The 14,495-nt window shown below is 64.8% G+C and carries 13 protein-coding genes, 1 tRNA gene and 2 pseudogenes; 6 read left to right on the top strand and 10 right to left on the bottom strand.

The window, feature by feature from the left end; genetic code table 11:
• Nucleotides 1–73: 73 nt before the first annotated feature.
• The 5 genes and pseudogenes from ACNANG_RS19275 to ACNANG_RS19255 form a co-directional block, all read right to left on the bottom strand.
• Nucleotides 74–2,611, bottom strand: coding sequence for a PAS domain-containing protein (locus ACNANG_RS19275; protein WP_420224359.1), 2,538 nt, complete (start codon nucleotides 2,609–2,611; stop codon nucleotides 74–76).
• Between the two features lie 115 nt (nucleotides 2,612–2,726).
• Nucleotides 2,727–4,849: pseudogene (locus ACNANG_RS19270) on the bottom strand (alpha/beta hydrolase domain-containing protein).
• Between the two features lie 194 nt (nucleotides 4,850–5,043).
• Nucleotides 5,044–5,235, bottom strand: coding sequence for a hypothetical protein (locus ACNANG_RS19265; protein WP_420224358.1), 192 nt, complete (start codon nucleotides 5,233–5,235; stop codon nucleotides 5,044–5,046).
• On the bottom strand, nucleotides 5,232–5,474 hold the full coding sequence (locus ACNANG_RS19260; RefSeq protein WP_420224357.1) for a hypothetical protein: 243 nt from the start codon (nucleotides 5,472–5,474) through the stop codon (nucleotides 5,232–5,234). The genes ACNANG_RS19265 and ACNANG_RS19260 overlap by 4 nt, the downstream gene beginning before the upstream one ends.
• Nucleotides 5,475–5,597: 123 nt before the next feature.
• On the bottom strand, nucleotides 5,598–5,768 hold the full coding sequence (locus tag ACNANG_RS19255) for a hypothetical protein (RefSeq protein ID WP_420224356.1): 171 nt from the start codon (nucleotides 5,766–5,768) through the stop codon (nucleotides 5,598–5,600).
• 355 nt (nucleotides 5,769–6,123) lie between these two features.
• Between ACNANG_RS19255 and ACNANG_RS19250 the strand changes: the two genes are divergently transcribed.
• From ACNANG_RS19250 to ACNANG_RS19240, 3 genes are all read left to right on the top strand, one after another.
• Nucleotides 6,124–6,561 carry a hypothetical protein gene (locus tag ACNANG_RS19250; protein WP_420224355.1) on the top strand — a complete coding sequence of 146 codons (438 nt, stop codon included), beginning with the start codon at nucleotides 6,124–6,126 and terminating at the stop codon, nucleotides 6,559–6,561.
• Nucleotides 6,562–6,742: 181 nt separating this feature from the next.
• Complete coding sequence (locus ACNANG_RS19245; protein ID WP_420224354.1) at nucleotides 6,743–7,012, top strand: KGG domain-containing protein; 270 nt, start codon at nucleotides 6,743–6,745, stop codon at nucleotides 7,010–7,012.
• Nucleotides 7,013–7,069: 57 nt separating this feature from the next.
• Nucleotides 7,070–7,507 carry a hypothetical protein gene (locus ACNANG_RS19240; protein WP_420224353.1) on the top strand — a complete coding sequence of 146 codons (438 nt, stop codon included), beginning with the start codon at nucleotides 7,070–7,072 and terminating at the stop codon, nucleotides 7,505–7,507.
• On the opposite strand, the gene ACNANG_RS19235 is transcribed toward ACNANG_RS19240, so the two are convergent.
• From ACNANG_RS19235 to ACNANG_RS19215, 5 genes and pseudogenes are all read right to left on the bottom strand, one after another.
• Complete coding sequence (locus ACNANG_RS19235) at nucleotides 7,508–7,711, bottom strand: hypothetical protein (RefSeq protein WP_420224352.1); 204 nt, start codon at nucleotides 7,709–7,711, stop codon at nucleotides 7,508–7,510.
• Between the two features lie 115 nt (nucleotides 7,712–7,826).
• Nucleotides 7,827–7,903, bottom strand: a tRNA-Met gene (locus ACNANG_RS19230).
• Nucleotides 7,904–8,205: 302 nt separating this feature from the next.
• A pseudogene (cobA, locus tag ACNANG_RS19225) lies at nucleotides 8,206–9,185 on the bottom strand (uroporphyrinogen-III C-methyltransferase).
• Nucleotides 9,182–10,378 (bottom strand): CmpA/NrtA family ABC transporter substrate-binding protein, encoded by a 1,197-nt coding sequence (locus ACNANG_RS19220; RefSeq protein ID WP_420224351.1) that lies wholly within the window; start codon nucleotides 10,376–10,378, stop codon nucleotides 9,182–9,184. Before ACNANG_RS19220 ends, cobA begins: the two are co-directional and overlap by 4 nt.
• Before the next feature lie 413 nt (nucleotides 10,379–10,791).
• Nucleotides 10,792–11,370: an ANTAR domain-containing response regulator gene (locus ACNANG_RS19215; protein WP_420224350.1), complete on the bottom strand. Its 579-nt coding sequence runs from the start codon at nucleotides 11,368–11,370 to the stop codon at nucleotides 10,792–10,794.
• Between the two features lie 139 nt (nucleotides 11,371–11,509).
• Between ACNANG_RS19215 and miaB the strand changes: the two genes are divergently transcribed.
• The 3 genes from miaB to ybeY are packed head-to-tail and all read left to right on the top strand — an operon-like array spanning nucleotide 11,510 to nucleotide 14,485.
• Entirely contained in the window at nucleotides 11,510–12,907 is a 1,398-nt protein-coding gene (gene miaB / locus ACNANG_RS19210) for a tRNA (N6-isopentenyl adenosine(37)-C2)-methylthiotransferase MiaB (protein WP_420224349.1), read from the top strand.
• Complete coding sequence (locus ACNANG_RS19205; protein WP_420224348.1) at nucleotides 12,904–13,926, top strand: PhoH family protein; 1,023 nt, start codon at nucleotides 12,904–12,906, stop codon at nucleotides 13,924–13,926. The genes miaB and ACNANG_RS19205 overlap by 4 nt, the downstream gene beginning before the upstream one ends.
• Entirely contained in the window at nucleotides 13,901–14,485 is a 585-nt protein-coding gene (ybeY, locus tag ACNANG_RS19200; protein WP_420224347.1) for an rRNA maturation RNase YbeY, read from the top strand. The genes ACNANG_RS19205 and ybeY overlap by 26 nt, the downstream gene beginning before the upstream one ends.
• Nucleotides 14,486–14,495 lie beyond the last annotated feature (10 nt).

Raw genomic sequence — 14,495 nt, 5'->3', positions numbered from 1 at the left:
GTCGACAAGCTGAATTTACCCTGAGCGCAACCGGGGCGGGACAGCAGAGTGGTAAACAAATGTCAGTTTCGCGTCAGGTTCGGTGATCTTCCGGCACGCCGGAACAGGCCACCGACCTAAGCGTCAGCATGGCCGACAGGCGCGCCGTCAGATCATTCAGTTCGAACGGCTTCGTGATCATCTGCATATTGCCCGTCAGAAAGCCCGCCGACCGCGTGGCCGCTTCGGCATAGCCCGTCATGAACAGCACTTTCAGGTTCGGCCGGGTCTGCAAGGCGGCGTCGGCAAGCTGCCTTCCGTTCAAGCCCGGCAGGCCGACATCGGTTAACAGCACATCCAGCGGCGCCGCACTATTCAGGATCTCGAGCCCTGACGGACCGTCCGCCGCCTCGCTCACCTGGTAGTCCAGGCTGCGCAGTACCTCGCACACCACGGCGCGCACCGTGTCGTCGTCTTCCACCACCAGCACCCTTGCGCCCGTGCCGGCGTTGGCGACCAGGGACAAGGCCAGAGGATCGTCCAGCGCCACCGGTGTTTCCAGATGCCGTGGCAAGTACAGGCTCACCGACGTGCCCTGGCCCAGCCGGCTGTCGATTCGCGCCGTGCCGCCCGATTGCTGCGCGAACCCATAGGCCATGGACAGGCCCAGCCCGGTGCCCTGCCCGATCGGCTTGGTGGTGTAGAACGGTTCAAACGCGCGCTGCACGGTGTCCGGGCTCATGCCCGTTCCCGTATCCGCCACCTGGATCAGCACGTACTGGCCTTCCGCGACGCCCGGCAGCCGACGCGCGGCGTCCGCCGTCAGTTCCGTGTTGGAGGTGGTGATCGTCAGCGCGCCGCCGTCGGGCATGGCGTCCCGCGCGTTGATCGCCAGGTTCAGCAGCGCGTTTTCGAGCTGATTGGCGTCACAGCGGGCCATCCAGACGCCGGGGTCGGTGACGGTACGGGTCTCGATGCCCTCGCCCACGGTCCGGCGCAACAGGTCCGCCATGCTGTCGACCAGTTCGTTCGGATTCAAGGGCACGGGCGCCAGCGGTTGCCGCCGCGAAAACGCCAGCAAGCGATGCGTCAACGCCGCGGCCCGTGCGGCCGACGTGCGGGCTAAAGCCACGTAACGCGACAGGTCGGCCTGAGTCTTGCGCCGCAGCGCATGGTCGATCAATTCCAGGGGGCCGGTAATGCCCTGCAGCAGGTTGTTGAAGTCATGGGCGATGCCGCCGGTCAGCTGGCCCACGGCTTCCATTTTCTGCGACTGCCGCAGCGACTCTTCGGCAATCCGCAGGGCATCGGCAGCGTCCCGCTCGGCGGTGATGTCCCGGCCGAACATGAATAGCGCATCGCCTTCCGACACGACCGTCAAGGCAAGCCAGCGATGCCCGCCGTCTTTGTGCCGGAAGGCGACGTCCTGGCGCAGCGGCGCATCCCCCGCCCCGACCCGGGCCCAGGGCTCGGTGCCCGCCATCTGTTCGCTGGACGTGAAATCCCGCAGGGGCATGCCGATCACGGCGTCTTCGGGCCAGCCCAGCACCGCGGTAAAGGCCGGATTGACCCGCAGCAGATAGCCGTCGATCGACGCCGACGCCAGCACTTCGTGCGACATCATCCAGACGCGTTCGCTGGCGCGGCTGGAGTCTTCCACCTGGCCTTCCAGGATCTGGTTCAGCCGCCGCAGCTTGGCCTCGTTGACGCGCAAGCGGTCTTCGGCGCGCCGGCGATCGTCCACGTCTTCGGTGGATCCATACCATTTGACGATACGGCCCGACGCATCGAACCGGGCCGATGCGCGGGACCGTACCCAGCGATAGGTGCCGCTGCGCAGCCGCAGCCGGTATTCGATGTCGTAAGGGTCGCCGGTGGCGACCGACCGCGTCCACGCGTCGATAGTCGGGCGCAGATCGACCGGGTGCAGGGCGCCCTGCCAGGACGAAGTCGTTCCGGTCGAGCCGGTCCAGTCTTCCCAGCGCTGCGCGACCTGGTCCACGACCCCATCGGCCGTGGCGGTCCAGGTGATCTGGGGGCTCAGTTCCACCGTATGCCGATAGTGGTCTTCGCTTTCGCGCAGCGCCGTTTCAGACCGGAAACGTTCGATGGTCAGGGCCACGGTCTGCGTGACCAGGACGATGACGTCCAGGTCCTCGGGCGTCGGCGCCCCGGGGGCGGTCAGGTAGATGGCAAAGGTGCCGAGCAGCACGCCGTCGGCGCCGATCAGCGGTGTCGACCAGCACGCCCGCATGTCGTACTGGGCGGCAATGGACGCGTACGCCGCCCAGCGCGGGTCGGTGGCAATGTCCGACACATAGGCTGGCTCGCCGCTATAGGCCGCGCTGCCGCAGGACCCCTGGAAGGGCCCGATCGGCAGGCCGTCCACCAGGGCGTTATAGCTGGCGGGCAGGCTGGGCGCGGCGCCGTGGCGCAAGGTCGCGCCATCGGCATCCATCAGCAGGACCGATGCGCGAACGGGAAGGCGCGCGGTCGATTCCACGGTGGTCACGACCGATTCCAGCACGTCCCGCAAGGGATCCCCGGCGGCAATACGGCGCAAGGCCGCCCGTTCGCTGTCGATCAACGACGCGGTAATGGCAACGCGATGGAAAATCGGGTCGGCGGACATGGCTTGCATCTTGATGGGTCGCCAGAGCATAGCGCAACAACGACACAGCGCGACCAAAGTCGCGCTGTGTCGCTTTCGCATCACGCCGCCGGAGCAGCGAACCGTCAGCCGTGTGTCACGGGAAAATCTGGCGGGCCGTGGCTTCCTGGATCAACCGGTCCGCGTCACGCTGCAGCAGGAAGCGCTGGCTGACCAGAGAATTGGCCGCCGCGGTCACCGCCGTGACATAACCCGCCTGGTTGCCGTACAGGCTTTGCAGCGATGGCCGTGTGTCGCCCGCCGCGATCCGCGCGGTTTCGGTCACATGGAAAGGCAGGTAAGCCCCCGACAGCCCCGACAGATCCACGATCCCCGGAATCGCCACATAGTTGAATTCCAGGCTGGTGCCCAGCGGCGCCAGGGCTTCGACGCTGCGGATGCCAGTCTTGGCCATCCCGGTGGACGGATCCACCTGCGGCACCAGGATCGCGTAATCCTTGCCCGAATAGGCGGGCGGCAACACCGTCGCAATGCCCGACTCGTCTTCCGGACGGTATTGCGGACCGTAGTTCAGCACCGAATAACCGTTCACACGCGCCAGGTAGTTGAAGGTCGGCACCGGGGTCTGCACGCCCCCACGGCCCACGTCACCCCTTTCATGACCGGAAATTTCAATTGATCCGGACGCGTCAGCGTGCCATCGGCCACCTTCGGCACTTGAGAGGGCGGCGGCGCCTTGTCGGCCACCACCCAGTCTTCCAGGTCCAGGAACAGCGCGCGGAAGGTGTCGGTATGGTGGGCCACGGTGCCGGTCGGGTAAACATTCGACGCGGGGTTGTAGCTGATGCTACCCGTGCCGCCATTGCCCCCGTGCTGCGTGCTGGCGTAGTAATAGATACGCGCGTTATCAGGCTGGACGAGGTCGGTGAAACCATAGGCATCGGTCAGAACCGGCGAACCTTGCAGCACCCAGAACTCGGTGCCCGACAGCCCCAGGAAGAACTTGGGACACGTCGACGAAGCCGAACAGCGCGTCATCACCCCGCTCTTCTGGCCGGTAATCGGGTCCACATAATCCTTGTCCAGCGCACGCGGCGCGGTCTGGCCAAAGGCGGTGTGATCGGTTCGCAGACCGCCCCCGCCGCCCGGCACCGCAAACCGGGTGTTGATATTGGTCTGGCGCGCGGCCACATGGGCATACATGCCGTCGAACACCTTGCCGCCTTCCAGGGACTGGTTGAAGCCCAGGTGCAGGAAGGTCTTCATGGCATTGCCGGATTGCGACGTCCCCTGCCCTATCGTGTACTTGATACGGCCGGCAAGCGGATTGGCCGTGCCCGCCGCATCCGCCGTCTTGCTGCGGAAGAAGCTGACGGTGTCACGCAAGGCAGCCAGGCCGACGCCCATGACCTTGGGGTCCTTGGCCACATAGACCAGTTCATACAGATAGTTGCCCTGCAGCCCGCCCTTGACGCAGATGCTGGCGGGGTCGGGCTTGCCGGGGAACGGCGTGGTGGCGTCGCAGGTGGCGAATTTCCAGTCCGACGGGGCGATCGTGACGCGCTGATCGGTCTCGTTCAGCCGACGCGTCAGCGAATAGCCTGGCAAGGTGTTGTCCAGGCTGGCGGGAGCGTAAGGGATCATCGACCCGTTGAACACCCCGCCCGGCAGCGCGGTCGACAGCACGTCGCGGCTCGGGACCAGTTCGGCACGATAGGTACCCGTGATGGACGAGCCGTCGGCATTCTTCGCCACGGGCACGGTCGCCGTCAGACGCGCCGCCGAGCTTTTCGGCACGTCGCCTTGCCATGCGGAATACAGCACGACATAACCCCGTTCCAGGAAGACGGCGTCGCTGGGCGTTGCAGTCGGATTCAGGTAGGTCAGGATGTTGCCGCGGTTGGGAGCGTCATAACGCAGCACGCCATTGGCCTTGCTCATGTCCTTGGGCTTGAGCATGACGAAGTCGGCCGAGTAATCGACCATCCCGCGCGCGTTGACCGGCGCCAGAGCCAGATCCTGGATCACGGCATTGCGGCTGTCCTTGGGATCGACCTCGCCCGCGATGGTGCCGGTTACGCGCTCGTAAGCGCCGACCGAACCGTACGTGCCCGGAAAGTCCTCCGTGGCCGTGACCGTCATCGTCAATCTCGGGGTCACGCTGGGCGCGGAAGGGGCGTCATCGCCATCGCTTCCGCCACATGCCGCCAGGGTGCCTGCCAGCGTCACCGCGGTGGCTGCCCACATCGTTCGTTTCATGCCTGTCTCCTGATTGTCTGCCCGGATGTCCACCGGATCTGGCCCTAATCTAATCGGGGCGTGACTATTGTTGAAATCAATAATCGAGATAGGTCGATCTGGAAAACGGATGAATGCGGCACAAAAAAGCGGCCAGGCGGGCCGCTCTTAAGGACATCAAGACGCGGGCAAAACTGGCCGCGATCAGGTAAAGCTTACGCAGGACCAACCCAGCGGTAGGCCCTATCCATCGACACGCTGTCCAGGCCGCCCGGCGGCGTGAAGGCATCGTCATCACTGTCGGGCGCGGTGTCGAGCTCGAAACGCTGCTGCCGCCCGGACGGCAAGGCGCCACTGACGTACTGTTCGTAGCGGTGGGTCAGCGAGGTGTCGACATCGCGGCTCATGGCTTGCCCGACCCACTGGATTTGGCGGGATGCGTATGGCCCGGGTCGGCAGACGGGCCGCCATCCGCCGCGTTGCCCGCCGAGGTCACCCCGGCTTCGCCACCCAATCCGCCACCCTCGGCCAGGCCGCCCTGGTCATTGCTCTCGGTGGATGCGGTGGTACGGCTGTCATGGGCACGAGTCAGGGCTTCCGCTGCCGTGTCTTCAGTATCTTTTTTCTGGGGCGTGGTGGCATTCATGGCGACGCTCTCAACCTGATTGGAGCGTACCCATGAGCAAGCGCTGTGCCCAGAATGAACAAAGCCCGTGGAACGCCACGGGCTTTGCAGGAGGCCGGCGCAAGCGCCGCCGTGTCGCGCGACTCAGCGCAGGCCGAAGAACGACAGCACTGCGATGACGATGACGACCAGCCCAACGATATAGATGATGCCGTTCATATTGCTTCCCCTCACTTCGTTGAAAGTACGAATCGAATCTTGCGCCGATTCCCCAAACTTGAGCGGCCATCCTAGCACCGCGACTTTCTGGCGCACTCAGGGGTTCGGCTCAATTCGTAACGGTACGCATCGGGACAAGCCATGCTGTTCATCGAAGCAAACTTTGGCGGCAGTACGCGCGGAACCTTTGCCAGTGTGTGCGCAGCACCGTATCGGACCCGGTCGTCATGCCATGTTTTGGGATGCGGCATGGCTCGTCCGCCGGATACAAGCACTTTCACTGTGGTGCGCTTTGCTGGCGCACGAGTCCGTCCGGCTGCTTGCCTACGCTGTTGACCGTTATTCAAGCCTTGTCATACAACGAGAAGGCCTGTCGCGTGCGGGTCCCAAGCCGCGAGTCATCTGCCTGCCGGGTGCAATGACCCAGCCCATTCATTCATGGAGGACTTCCATGCTGAGACCTGACACCGCTGGCGCGTCCGCCGTTCCGGTCACTCCATCTGAAGTCATGGCGCCGCGCTGCGTCGGCAAAGTTCGCGGCGCCGCCGCGATTGACCAGGACGTTTCCCGCTTGCTGGATCTGGCCTGCGCCGAACAGGCAAAGGTCACGTCGACGGCGCGGAATGCTTCGGACTACGCGCACGACCCAACCCGGCTTTGGCTGCCCGACGAACCATCAACCGCCGTCAACCCCCGTGCCGCCATTCTGACCGCGCCGGTCTGGGATGAGGCAGCCGATCGCCTCATCCCGCAAGGCTGCTGCCTGGTGCAAGACAAGGGTGAACACCAGGTGAAATTGACTTGGCGCAAAGGTTCAAACCGGCACAGCGCACTGTTTAGCATAACTGCTTACAAACATCTGTTGGACATCGGTAGCATCACTGAATGATGGCGTCGCGGCTGAGGATGAGCAAGGTTTTCCCTGCGCGGATTCATCCTTGGTGGCAATAAAAATGCTGAGACGATTGCGAAGTTGAAAGCGTTTGCAATACTCTCAAAAGCTCACAGAAAAAGGCGTTATTTCTGACCTGTCGCTGAACTTATCGTGAGTTTCACAGCACGGAGCAAGCATGACCGAGCAACTCAAATCTCGACGGCCGCGCGGGTTCGCCGCCATGGACCCCGACAAACAGAAGGCACTCGCTTCGGCGGGTGGCCGCGCTGCCCACCGCCACGGCCGCGCACATCAATTCACCGAAGACGAAGCGCGTCTGGCCGGCGCAAAAGGACGGGCGGCACGACAAGCCAAGCGGATTGCCGCCATGAACACGGCATCGGAAGACACCCGTTCCGTGCAGGACGAGGAAACGTCGATGGAAGAGTCCGAACTGCAGATCTGACGCCAGCGACATGACGTGCCCGCGCTGCAGCTGCCATGCAGCCGTGGGTCGGGGAAGATGATGAACACGAAAGCCATGCCAGCCGATGCGATCGTCTTCGCATCCCAGCCGAGCCAGCGATCGACTCGCCAGTTCGCTCGCAAGCGGGAAGGACGGGACGAAGAATGGTCGGCAATGGCCCGACGTCTGGAAGAAGCGGGCGCACGCTTCAATGCCCATATGGCCCGCGACACGGCCAAGCCGACCTGGACGGCCGCCACCGGATTCTGGCAGGCACGATCCTGCCGGCCCTGGGCCAACCCCCGCGCCGCCGTGGTGACCCGCCCGATTCCAGGCGAAGGTGACACCCCAAGCGTGCCTGAAGGCTGCTGCCTGCTGGAAACCGAAGCCGACCACACGGTGCTGAGCTGGCGCCGCGGCATCGATGTCGTCCAGGTCAGGCTGACGTCGGCCGAGTTCGACGCCTATTGCGCCGATGGCACGATCGTCGAGTGATCAGTTGGGCAATTCGCCCAGATCGATGACCACCCCTGTTACGGGGTCGGCGACATAACCGAAATCCACGTAGTCGTGTGTGGGCGCCGGGGCTTGGTCCGAGGTGCGCAATGCACGCTGCGCCGTAGGAGCGACAGGCGTGGCGAGCGCCGTGGGCAGAGCCAGCAAGGCGGACGCAGCGTTCAGAAAGGTTCGGCGATCCATGTCGGTTCTTTTTGCATTCACGCCATTGATGCAAACAAAAACGCCACCGGCAAGGGTGGCGTTTTTGCTTCGTGCTTGCAGCGCGCTTTATAGGCATGCCGCAAGGCTGAATTCTTGGTGGCGCATCAGGGATTCGAACCCCGGACCTGCGGATTATGATTCCGTCGCTCTAACCGACTGAGCTAATGCGCCAAATGCAGAGGCCGAACTATACCTAATTTTTTTGCCGTGCGCAATTTGCGCCGGTTTCGTCGTAAAGTAATCGGCTTGCCTGCACGAACGCCAGAGCAAGACGCGGCAAAAAAATGGCCCGACATTGCTGTCGGGCCAATAGGGAGCACACAATATCGCGCCTCAATATGCTCGCGGGGGAAGCGCGATACTGGTGTCAGAGCCGCGGCACAGCAAGCCAATCGGGGGATCTGCGGATTCCGCCATGGCCCTTGACGCCGTGCGCGTCTCAGAGCTTGCAGTCTAGATCCAACCCTCTGACATCAACCTGAACATTGCTGCAGCGCGCTGTCACGCGTTGTATCGCCAGTCCCGAGTCCGCCATCCCGTACCGCGTCGTGGGCCATTGCCATCGCATGCGACACGGCTTCACCCAGCACGATCACCGCCGGGCTGCCCATGTCATACATCTCGATATCCGCCGCCATGCGCGCCACGGTCGTCGTCAGATGGCGCTGGTCCGCACAGGTCGCGCGTTGCACCACCGCCACCGGCAGATCCGGCCGAAAGCCCGATGCCGTCAACATGCGCGCCAGCCGCGCCGGGTCGCTCATGCCCATGTAGCAGACAACGGTCAGCCCGCTCTGTGCCAGCGCCTTCCAGTAGGGCTGCGACCCGGCCCCGGTTTCGTCCACCGTGTGCGCGGTAACCAGGGCCACGCCGCGCGCCACCTGGCGATGGGTGATCGGCAATCCCAGTTGCGCGCCGATCGCAAGCCCCGCCGTCAGGCCGGCGACGGCGTCGACTTGCACGCCCCGCTCCGCCAGCCACGCCCATTCTTCACCGCCCCGGCCAAAGATAAAAGCGTCGCCGCCTTTGACACGCGCCACGGTTTCCCCTGGCGAGCGTAGCGCAGCATCAGCCGCAAAATGAAGGGCTGCGGCGTCGATTTGCAGCCGCCGCGTTTGCCGACGCGCACGATGCGGGTGCCGGGCGCAGCCAGGTCCAGCACGCCCGGGCCGACCAGATCATCGACCAGCCAGACCGTGCAGGCCGCCAGCGTCTTGACGGCGCGCACGGTCAACAGATCAGGGTCACCGGGTCCGGCGCCGATCAGCCAGACCTTGCCACGGCAGGTCGCGGACCGCGCGGGCTTGGAGGAGAACGGAGCCGACGTCGGCGGCGCTCCCGACGGCGTCTGAGACGTCACGGCCGTCGGCGCGTTCGAAGGCGCGGCCGTTGGCGCGAGGGCAACGGACGACAAGGCAGGGGCGGGCAGGCTTGTGATCACGGCGGAGGTCATGACGTCACCTCGTTGGAAGCCGCTGCCGCCGTGGATGCGCCCGCCGCTTTGAACCGGCCCAGATAGCTGTCGGCATGGCGGGCGTCCCAGGTAACGCCATCGAGCAGCACGGCGCTGCGCCACGGGCTTGCGGGCATGGCCACCCCCGCCATCGCCGCGGCATCCTGGTAGACGTCGATACGATGCACCGCGCGGGCAACGGCTTCGTAGTCCGGCACGTCGCGCAGCAGGCCCCACCGCACGAATTGCGTCAGGAACCACATGCCGTCCGACACATAGGGGTAGGTCACCTCGCCGTCATGGAAAAACGTGAGCGGGTGGGTGTCGCGCCAGCGGCGGCCCTGTGCATCGCCGGACAGGCCTTGCAGGCAATCGGCCAGCAGGGTGTAGGGCTGGTCGATGGCGTCGGCCGCGGCCAGGCGGCGGGCGACGGCATCCCGTGCGCGCATCGTGTCCAGATATCGCGCCGTATCCAGCAGCGCGGCGACCAGGGCGCGCGCGGTGTTCGGATAGCGCGTGACCCAATCGTCGGTTGCGGCCAGCACTTTTTCAGGGTGGTCGGGCCAGATTGCCTGCGACGTGCAGGCAATGACGCCTTCGCCCTGCTGCGCGGCCAACGTATTCCAGGGCTCGCCCACGCAAAAGGCATGCACCAGTCCTTCCTGCACGGCGGCCACCATACGCGGAGGAGGCACCACGACGCGATCGACATCACGCACAGGATCGATGCCATGCGCCGCCAGCCAATACGCCAGCCACATGGCATGGGTGCCGGTGGCGAAGGTATGCGCCAGCGTGAGGCCGGCGCCATCGCGCACCGCGCGCGCCATGGACCAGCCGTCCCGCACGCCCTGCTCCGCCAGGCTGTGGCCGATCGTGATGCCCTGGCCGTTGTGGTTCAAGCCCATCAGGATGGACATGGGGGTGGCGGCCGACCCGATGCCCAGGTGCGCGCCGTACACCATGCCATACAGGGCGTGGGATGCGTCCAGCGAACCGTTGGCCAGACCATCGCGCACCATGGACCATGAGGCCTGGCGAACCGGTTCGATGCGGATGCCATAGCGCCGGTCGAACCCGAGTTCGGCGGCCATGACCACGGTCGCGCAGTCCACCAGCGGGATGAAGCCCAGCCGGACGGTATCGAGTTCTGGGGCGTCGCCGTCGGCGCGCCGGGAAAGTGAGGATGTCATGCCTTGCTCGCTCGGTTCCGGAATGAAAAAGCGTCCGTCCACGCCAGGAAGCCTTCCTGACTTGGACGGACGCCGTTGTCCGTGGCGCGGCGGTCACGATGCGCCATCGTTGGTGCATCGAGCCACGCTCGGTCGTCATCATGCAAAGCGCGTGCCAGTGTGCACCCGTCGCGCTGGCCGGCAACACACCGCCAGGCGTTGGCCTGATCAGAGCGGCATGCTGTGGCTGGGCGGGCGGACTGCGGCTGGCCACGACCCGGTCACCATGCACCAAACGCATGCACGCAAGCACCAGAAGCGGTCAGCGGGATCACGGTGCAGCCTGAACCCGTGACGTCTGAACATGCCAGCCCTCCGCCGGAACCGATGCGACCGTCGCCTCGTCAACAGACAAGACTCGGCCCGACGCCGTTTCAGGGCTTGAGCCAGCCCGCGACCTCGACCATTTCGCGCGCCACGTCGCCGATGCGCCGCTGGCTTTGCATCGCGCGTTCGCGCAGCAGCTTGTAGGCTTCGTCTTCCGACACGCCGCGCAGCTGCATCAGCAGGCCTTTGGCCTTGTCCACCCATTGGCGTTCGGCCAGCTTCTTCTTGGCGTCCTGCAGTTCTTCGCGCAGTTCCCGCTCGACGCCGAATCGTTCGATCGCCACGTCCAGCAAGGTCTGGATGCGCGTGGCGGGCACTTCGCCAACCACGTAGGCGGCCACGCCGACTTCCAGCGCCAGGCGGATCGTGTTGCGCCCGCCATCCCCGGTGAACATGACGACCGGACGCGCACTGTGTTCGCTCGCCACACAGACGTCTTCCAGCGTATCGCGCGAGGGCGCGTCCGAGTCGATCAGCACGACATCGGGCTTGAGTTTGGCAATCACGCCCGCCATGCCGACGCTGGCCTCGATCTCGGCGATCACATTGACGCCGGCTTCGGCCAGTGTCTTGCGCAGCGACACCGCCCTGCCCGATCCGTCGTTAATCAGTACCACATTGAGCATGTTGTTCCCCGTCGCTTCCAGCGACGCAAGTTGTATGCCATTGCTGGCTTCGTGATGCCGCCATCCCCAATGCCCATGCGGGGTCGCGTGATAAACTGGCCGGCTTGCCCCCGGGCTAATTCCCGTTACGGCACCTTCAATGACCGAACCCCGCAAACTCTATATCCGCACTTTCGGCTGCCAGATGAACGAGTATGACTCGGACAAGATGGTCGATGTGCTCAATGCCGACTCCCCGCTGGTGCTGACCGACACGCCGGAAGACGCCGACGTGATTCTATTCAACACCTGTTCGGTGCGCGAGAAGGCGCAGGAAAAAGTCTTCTCGGACCTGGGCCGCGTCAAGCAGCTCAAGCGCGACAAGCCCGGCCTCGTGATCGGCGTGGGCGGCTGCGTCGCCAGCCAGGAAGGCGCAGCCATCGTAGCGCGCGCGCCGTATGTCGACGTGGTCTTTGGCCCGCAAACCCTGCACCGCCTGCCGCAGCTCATGGAAAAGCGCCGCATGACCGGCCAGTCGCAGGTGGACATCAGTTTCCCCGAAATCGAAAAGTTCGACCACTTGCCGCCTGCGCGTATTGACGGCCCGTCGGCCTTCGTGTCGATCATGGAAGGCTGCAGCAAGTACTGCAGCTTCTGTGTCGTGCCCTATACCCGCGGCGAAGAAGTGTCGCGCCCCTTCGAAGACGTGCTGACCGAGATTGCCGACCTGGCCGATCAGGGCGTCAGGGAAGTCACCCTGCTGGGCCAGAACGTCAATGCGTACCGCGGCCAGATGGGCGACACCGCCGAGATCGCCGACTTTGCCCTGCTGCTGGAATACGTGCATGACATCCCGGGCATCGAACGCATCCGCTTCACGACTTCCCATCCCAAGGAAATGTCGCAGCGGCTGATCGACGCCTACGGCAAGCTGCCCAAGCTCACGTCTTTCCTGCATCTGCCCGTGCAGGCCGGCAGCGACCGCATCCTGATGGCCATGAAGCGGGGCTACACCGCGCTGGAATTCAAGTCCATCGTGCGCCGCCTGCGCGCCGTGCGGCCTGACCTCGTGATGTCGTCCGACTTCATCGTCGGCTTTCCCGGCGAAACCGAAGACGACTTCGGCAAGACCTTGAAGCTGATCGAAGACGTGAATTTCGATGCGTCGTTCTCGTTCGTGTATTCGCGCCGCCCGGGCACCCCCGCCGCCGACCTGCACGACGAAGTGCCGCAAGAGGTCAAGCTGGAACGTCTGCAGCGCCTGCAGGCTTTGATCAACACGCAGGCCGCCGCGATCAGCGCAGCCATGGTCGGTTCGATCCAGCGCGTCGTGGTCGAAGGCGTGTCCCGCAAGCGGGCCGACGAACTGATGGGCCGCACCGAGAACAACCGCATCGTCAACTTCCCGGCGCCCGCGCGGCTGCTCGGCACCCTGGCCGACATCCGCATCACCGCGGCCATGTCCCATACCCTGCGCGGCGAGGTCGTGACGCACGACCCCGTCAGCCCCGGCGCCTATCCTGGCGTCACGACCGAATCGAGTCCCTCGCACGCATGACAGATCCCCGTTCCACTTCCGCCGCCCGCCGCAACATGCCCGTCGTCCTGACGCTGGATGAAGACAATGTGCGTCTTGCAAACCTGTGCGGTCCGCTCGACGAAAATCTGCGCCAGCTGGCCGCCGCCTACGGCGTCGAGCTGACACGGCGGGGCACGCGGCTGACCTTCGACGGCGACCGTGCCGACGATGCCGCCGCGGCGGTGCTGTTCCTGCATCAGCGCGCGCAGCAGCCGATTTCCGTCGACGACCTGCAATTGACCCTGGTCGAACTGGGCGCCATGGACACCCAGCACGATCCACGTGACGTGCCCGCGCTGGTTCCCGGCACGGGCAGCGAATCCGAAATCGTGCTGCGCATTCCGCGCCGGCAGGATCTGAAGGGCCGCACGCCGCGCCAGCGCGACTATCTGCGCAATATCCTATCGCACGACATCTCGTTCGGCATGGGCCCGGCCGGCACCGGCAAGACCTATCTGGCCGTGGCATGCGCAGTGGATGCGATGGAACGCGAGTCGGTCAAACGTATCGTGCTGACGCGTCCGGCGGTCGAAGCGGGCGAACGGCTGGGTTTCCTGCCGGGCGACCTGTCGCAAAAGGTCGACCCCTATCTGCGCCCGCTGTACGACGCGCTGTATGACCTGCTGGGGTTCGAGCGGGTGGGCAAGCTGTTTGAAAAGCAGGCCATCGAAATCGCACCGCTGGCCTACATGCGCGGCCGGACACTGAACAACGCGTTCGTGATCCTGGACGAAGCGCAGAACACGACGCCGGAACAGATGAAGATGTTCCTGACCCGGATCGGCTTTGGCAGCCGCGCCGTGATTACCGGCGACCCATCGCAGGTCGACCTGCCCAAGGGTCACCGCAGCGGTCTGGTGGACGCCGCGAACATCCTGTCGTCGGTCAAGGGCATTTCATTCACGCAGTTCACCAGCAGCGACGTGGTCCGCCATCCGCTGGTGGCGCGGATCGTCGACGCGTACGAAAAACATGGCGCGAGCAGCAGTGGCAAGTAAGGGGGCCGCAACGACGGGGGCAGCACCGACGGGGGCAGCAACGAAGGGCGCCATAGGCAAGGCCGTCATCGCCGCGGCCGAGGCGCCAGCCCCCATCCCGCTCAGCCTGTCCGTGCAATACGCGGTCGACGACGACCGCCTGCCCCGGTGGCGCGTGCGCCGCTGGGTCGCGCTGACGCTCAAGCATCTGTCGGCGTCCCCCTCGGCCCCCACCGCCGTCCACCTGACCCTGCGGATCGTCGGCGCGGCCGAAGGCCGTCGATTGAACCGTGACTTTCGCGAGCGGGACTACGCCACCAACGTGCTGACCTTCGAGTACGGCGACGACCCCTCCGGCACCACCAGTGGCGACATCGTGCTCTGCCTGCCGGTCCTGGTCAAAGAGGCGCGCGAACAGAAAAAGCCTTTCCTGAATCACGCCGCGCACCTGGTGATTCATGGCGTCCTGCACGCATTGGGTTACGATCATTTGAACGCGCGGGAAGCCACACGCATGGAGCGTCTGGAAACCCGCATTTTGGCCGAATTGGCAATACCTGACCCGTATCGGGTATCCTGAGACCTTCACA

This window comes from Pigmentiphaga litoralis (genome assembly GCF_048632615.1).
Classification (GTDB): domain Bacteria; phylum Pseudomonadota; class Gammaproteobacteria; order Burkholderiales; family Burkholderiaceae_B; genus Pigmentiphaga; species Pigmentiphaga litoralis_B.
Note: the sequence above shows the minus strand (reverse complement) of the source record. Positions and strands in the feature narration are given on the sequence as shown.

Excerpts from the sequence above, each read along its gene's own strand:
- ACNANG_RS19265 (WP_420224358.1), bottom strand. The coding sequence starts at position 5,235 with ATGAGCCGCGATGTCGACACCTCGCTGACCCACCGCTACGAACAGTAC.
- ACNANG_RS19250 (WP_420224355.1), top strand. The coding sequence starts at position 6,124 with ATGCTGAGACCTGACACCGCTGGCGCGTCCGCCGTTCCGGTCACTCCA.
- ACNANG_RS19260 (WP_420224357.1), bottom strand. The coding sequence starts at position 5,474 with ATGAATGCCACCACGCCCCAGAAAAAAGATACTGAAGACACGGCAGCG.
- ACNANG_RS19245 (WP_420224354.1), top strand. The coding sequence starts at position 6,743 with ATGACCGAGCAACTCAAATCTCGACGGCCGCGCGGGTTCGCCGCCATG.
- ybeY (WP_420224347.1), top strand. The coding sequence starts at position 13,901 with ATGGCGCGAGCAGCAGTGGCAAGTAAGGGGGCCGCAACGACGGGGGCA.
- miaB (WP_420224349.1), top strand. The coding sequence starts at position 11,510 with ATGACCGAACCCCGCAAACTCTATATCCGCACTTTCGGCTGCCAGATG.
- ACNANG_RS19220 (WP_420224351.1), bottom strand. The coding sequence starts at position 10,378 with ATGACATCCTCACTTTCCCGGCGCGCCGACGGCGACGCCCCAGAACTC.
- ACNANG_RS19205 (WP_420224348.1), top strand. The coding sequence starts at position 12,904 with ATGACAGATCCCCGTTCCACTTCCGCCGCCCGCCGCAACATGCCCGTC.
- ACNANG_RS19240 (WP_420224353.1), top strand. The coding sequence starts at position 7,070 with ATGATGAACACGAAAGCCATGCCAGCCGATGCGATCGTCTTCGCATCC.
- ACNANG_RS19275 (WP_420224359.1), bottom strand. The coding sequence starts at position 2,611 with ATGTCCGCCGACCCGATTTTCCATCGCGTTGCCATTACCGCGTCGTTG.
- ACNANG_RS19215 (WP_420224350.1), bottom strand. The coding sequence starts at position 11,370 with ATGCTCAATGTGGTACTGATTAACGACGGATCGGGCAGGGCGGTGTCG.
- ACNANG_RS19235 (WP_420224352.1), bottom strand. The coding sequence starts at position 7,711 with ATGGATCGCCGAACCTTTCTGAACGCTGCGTCCGCCTTGCTGGCTCTG.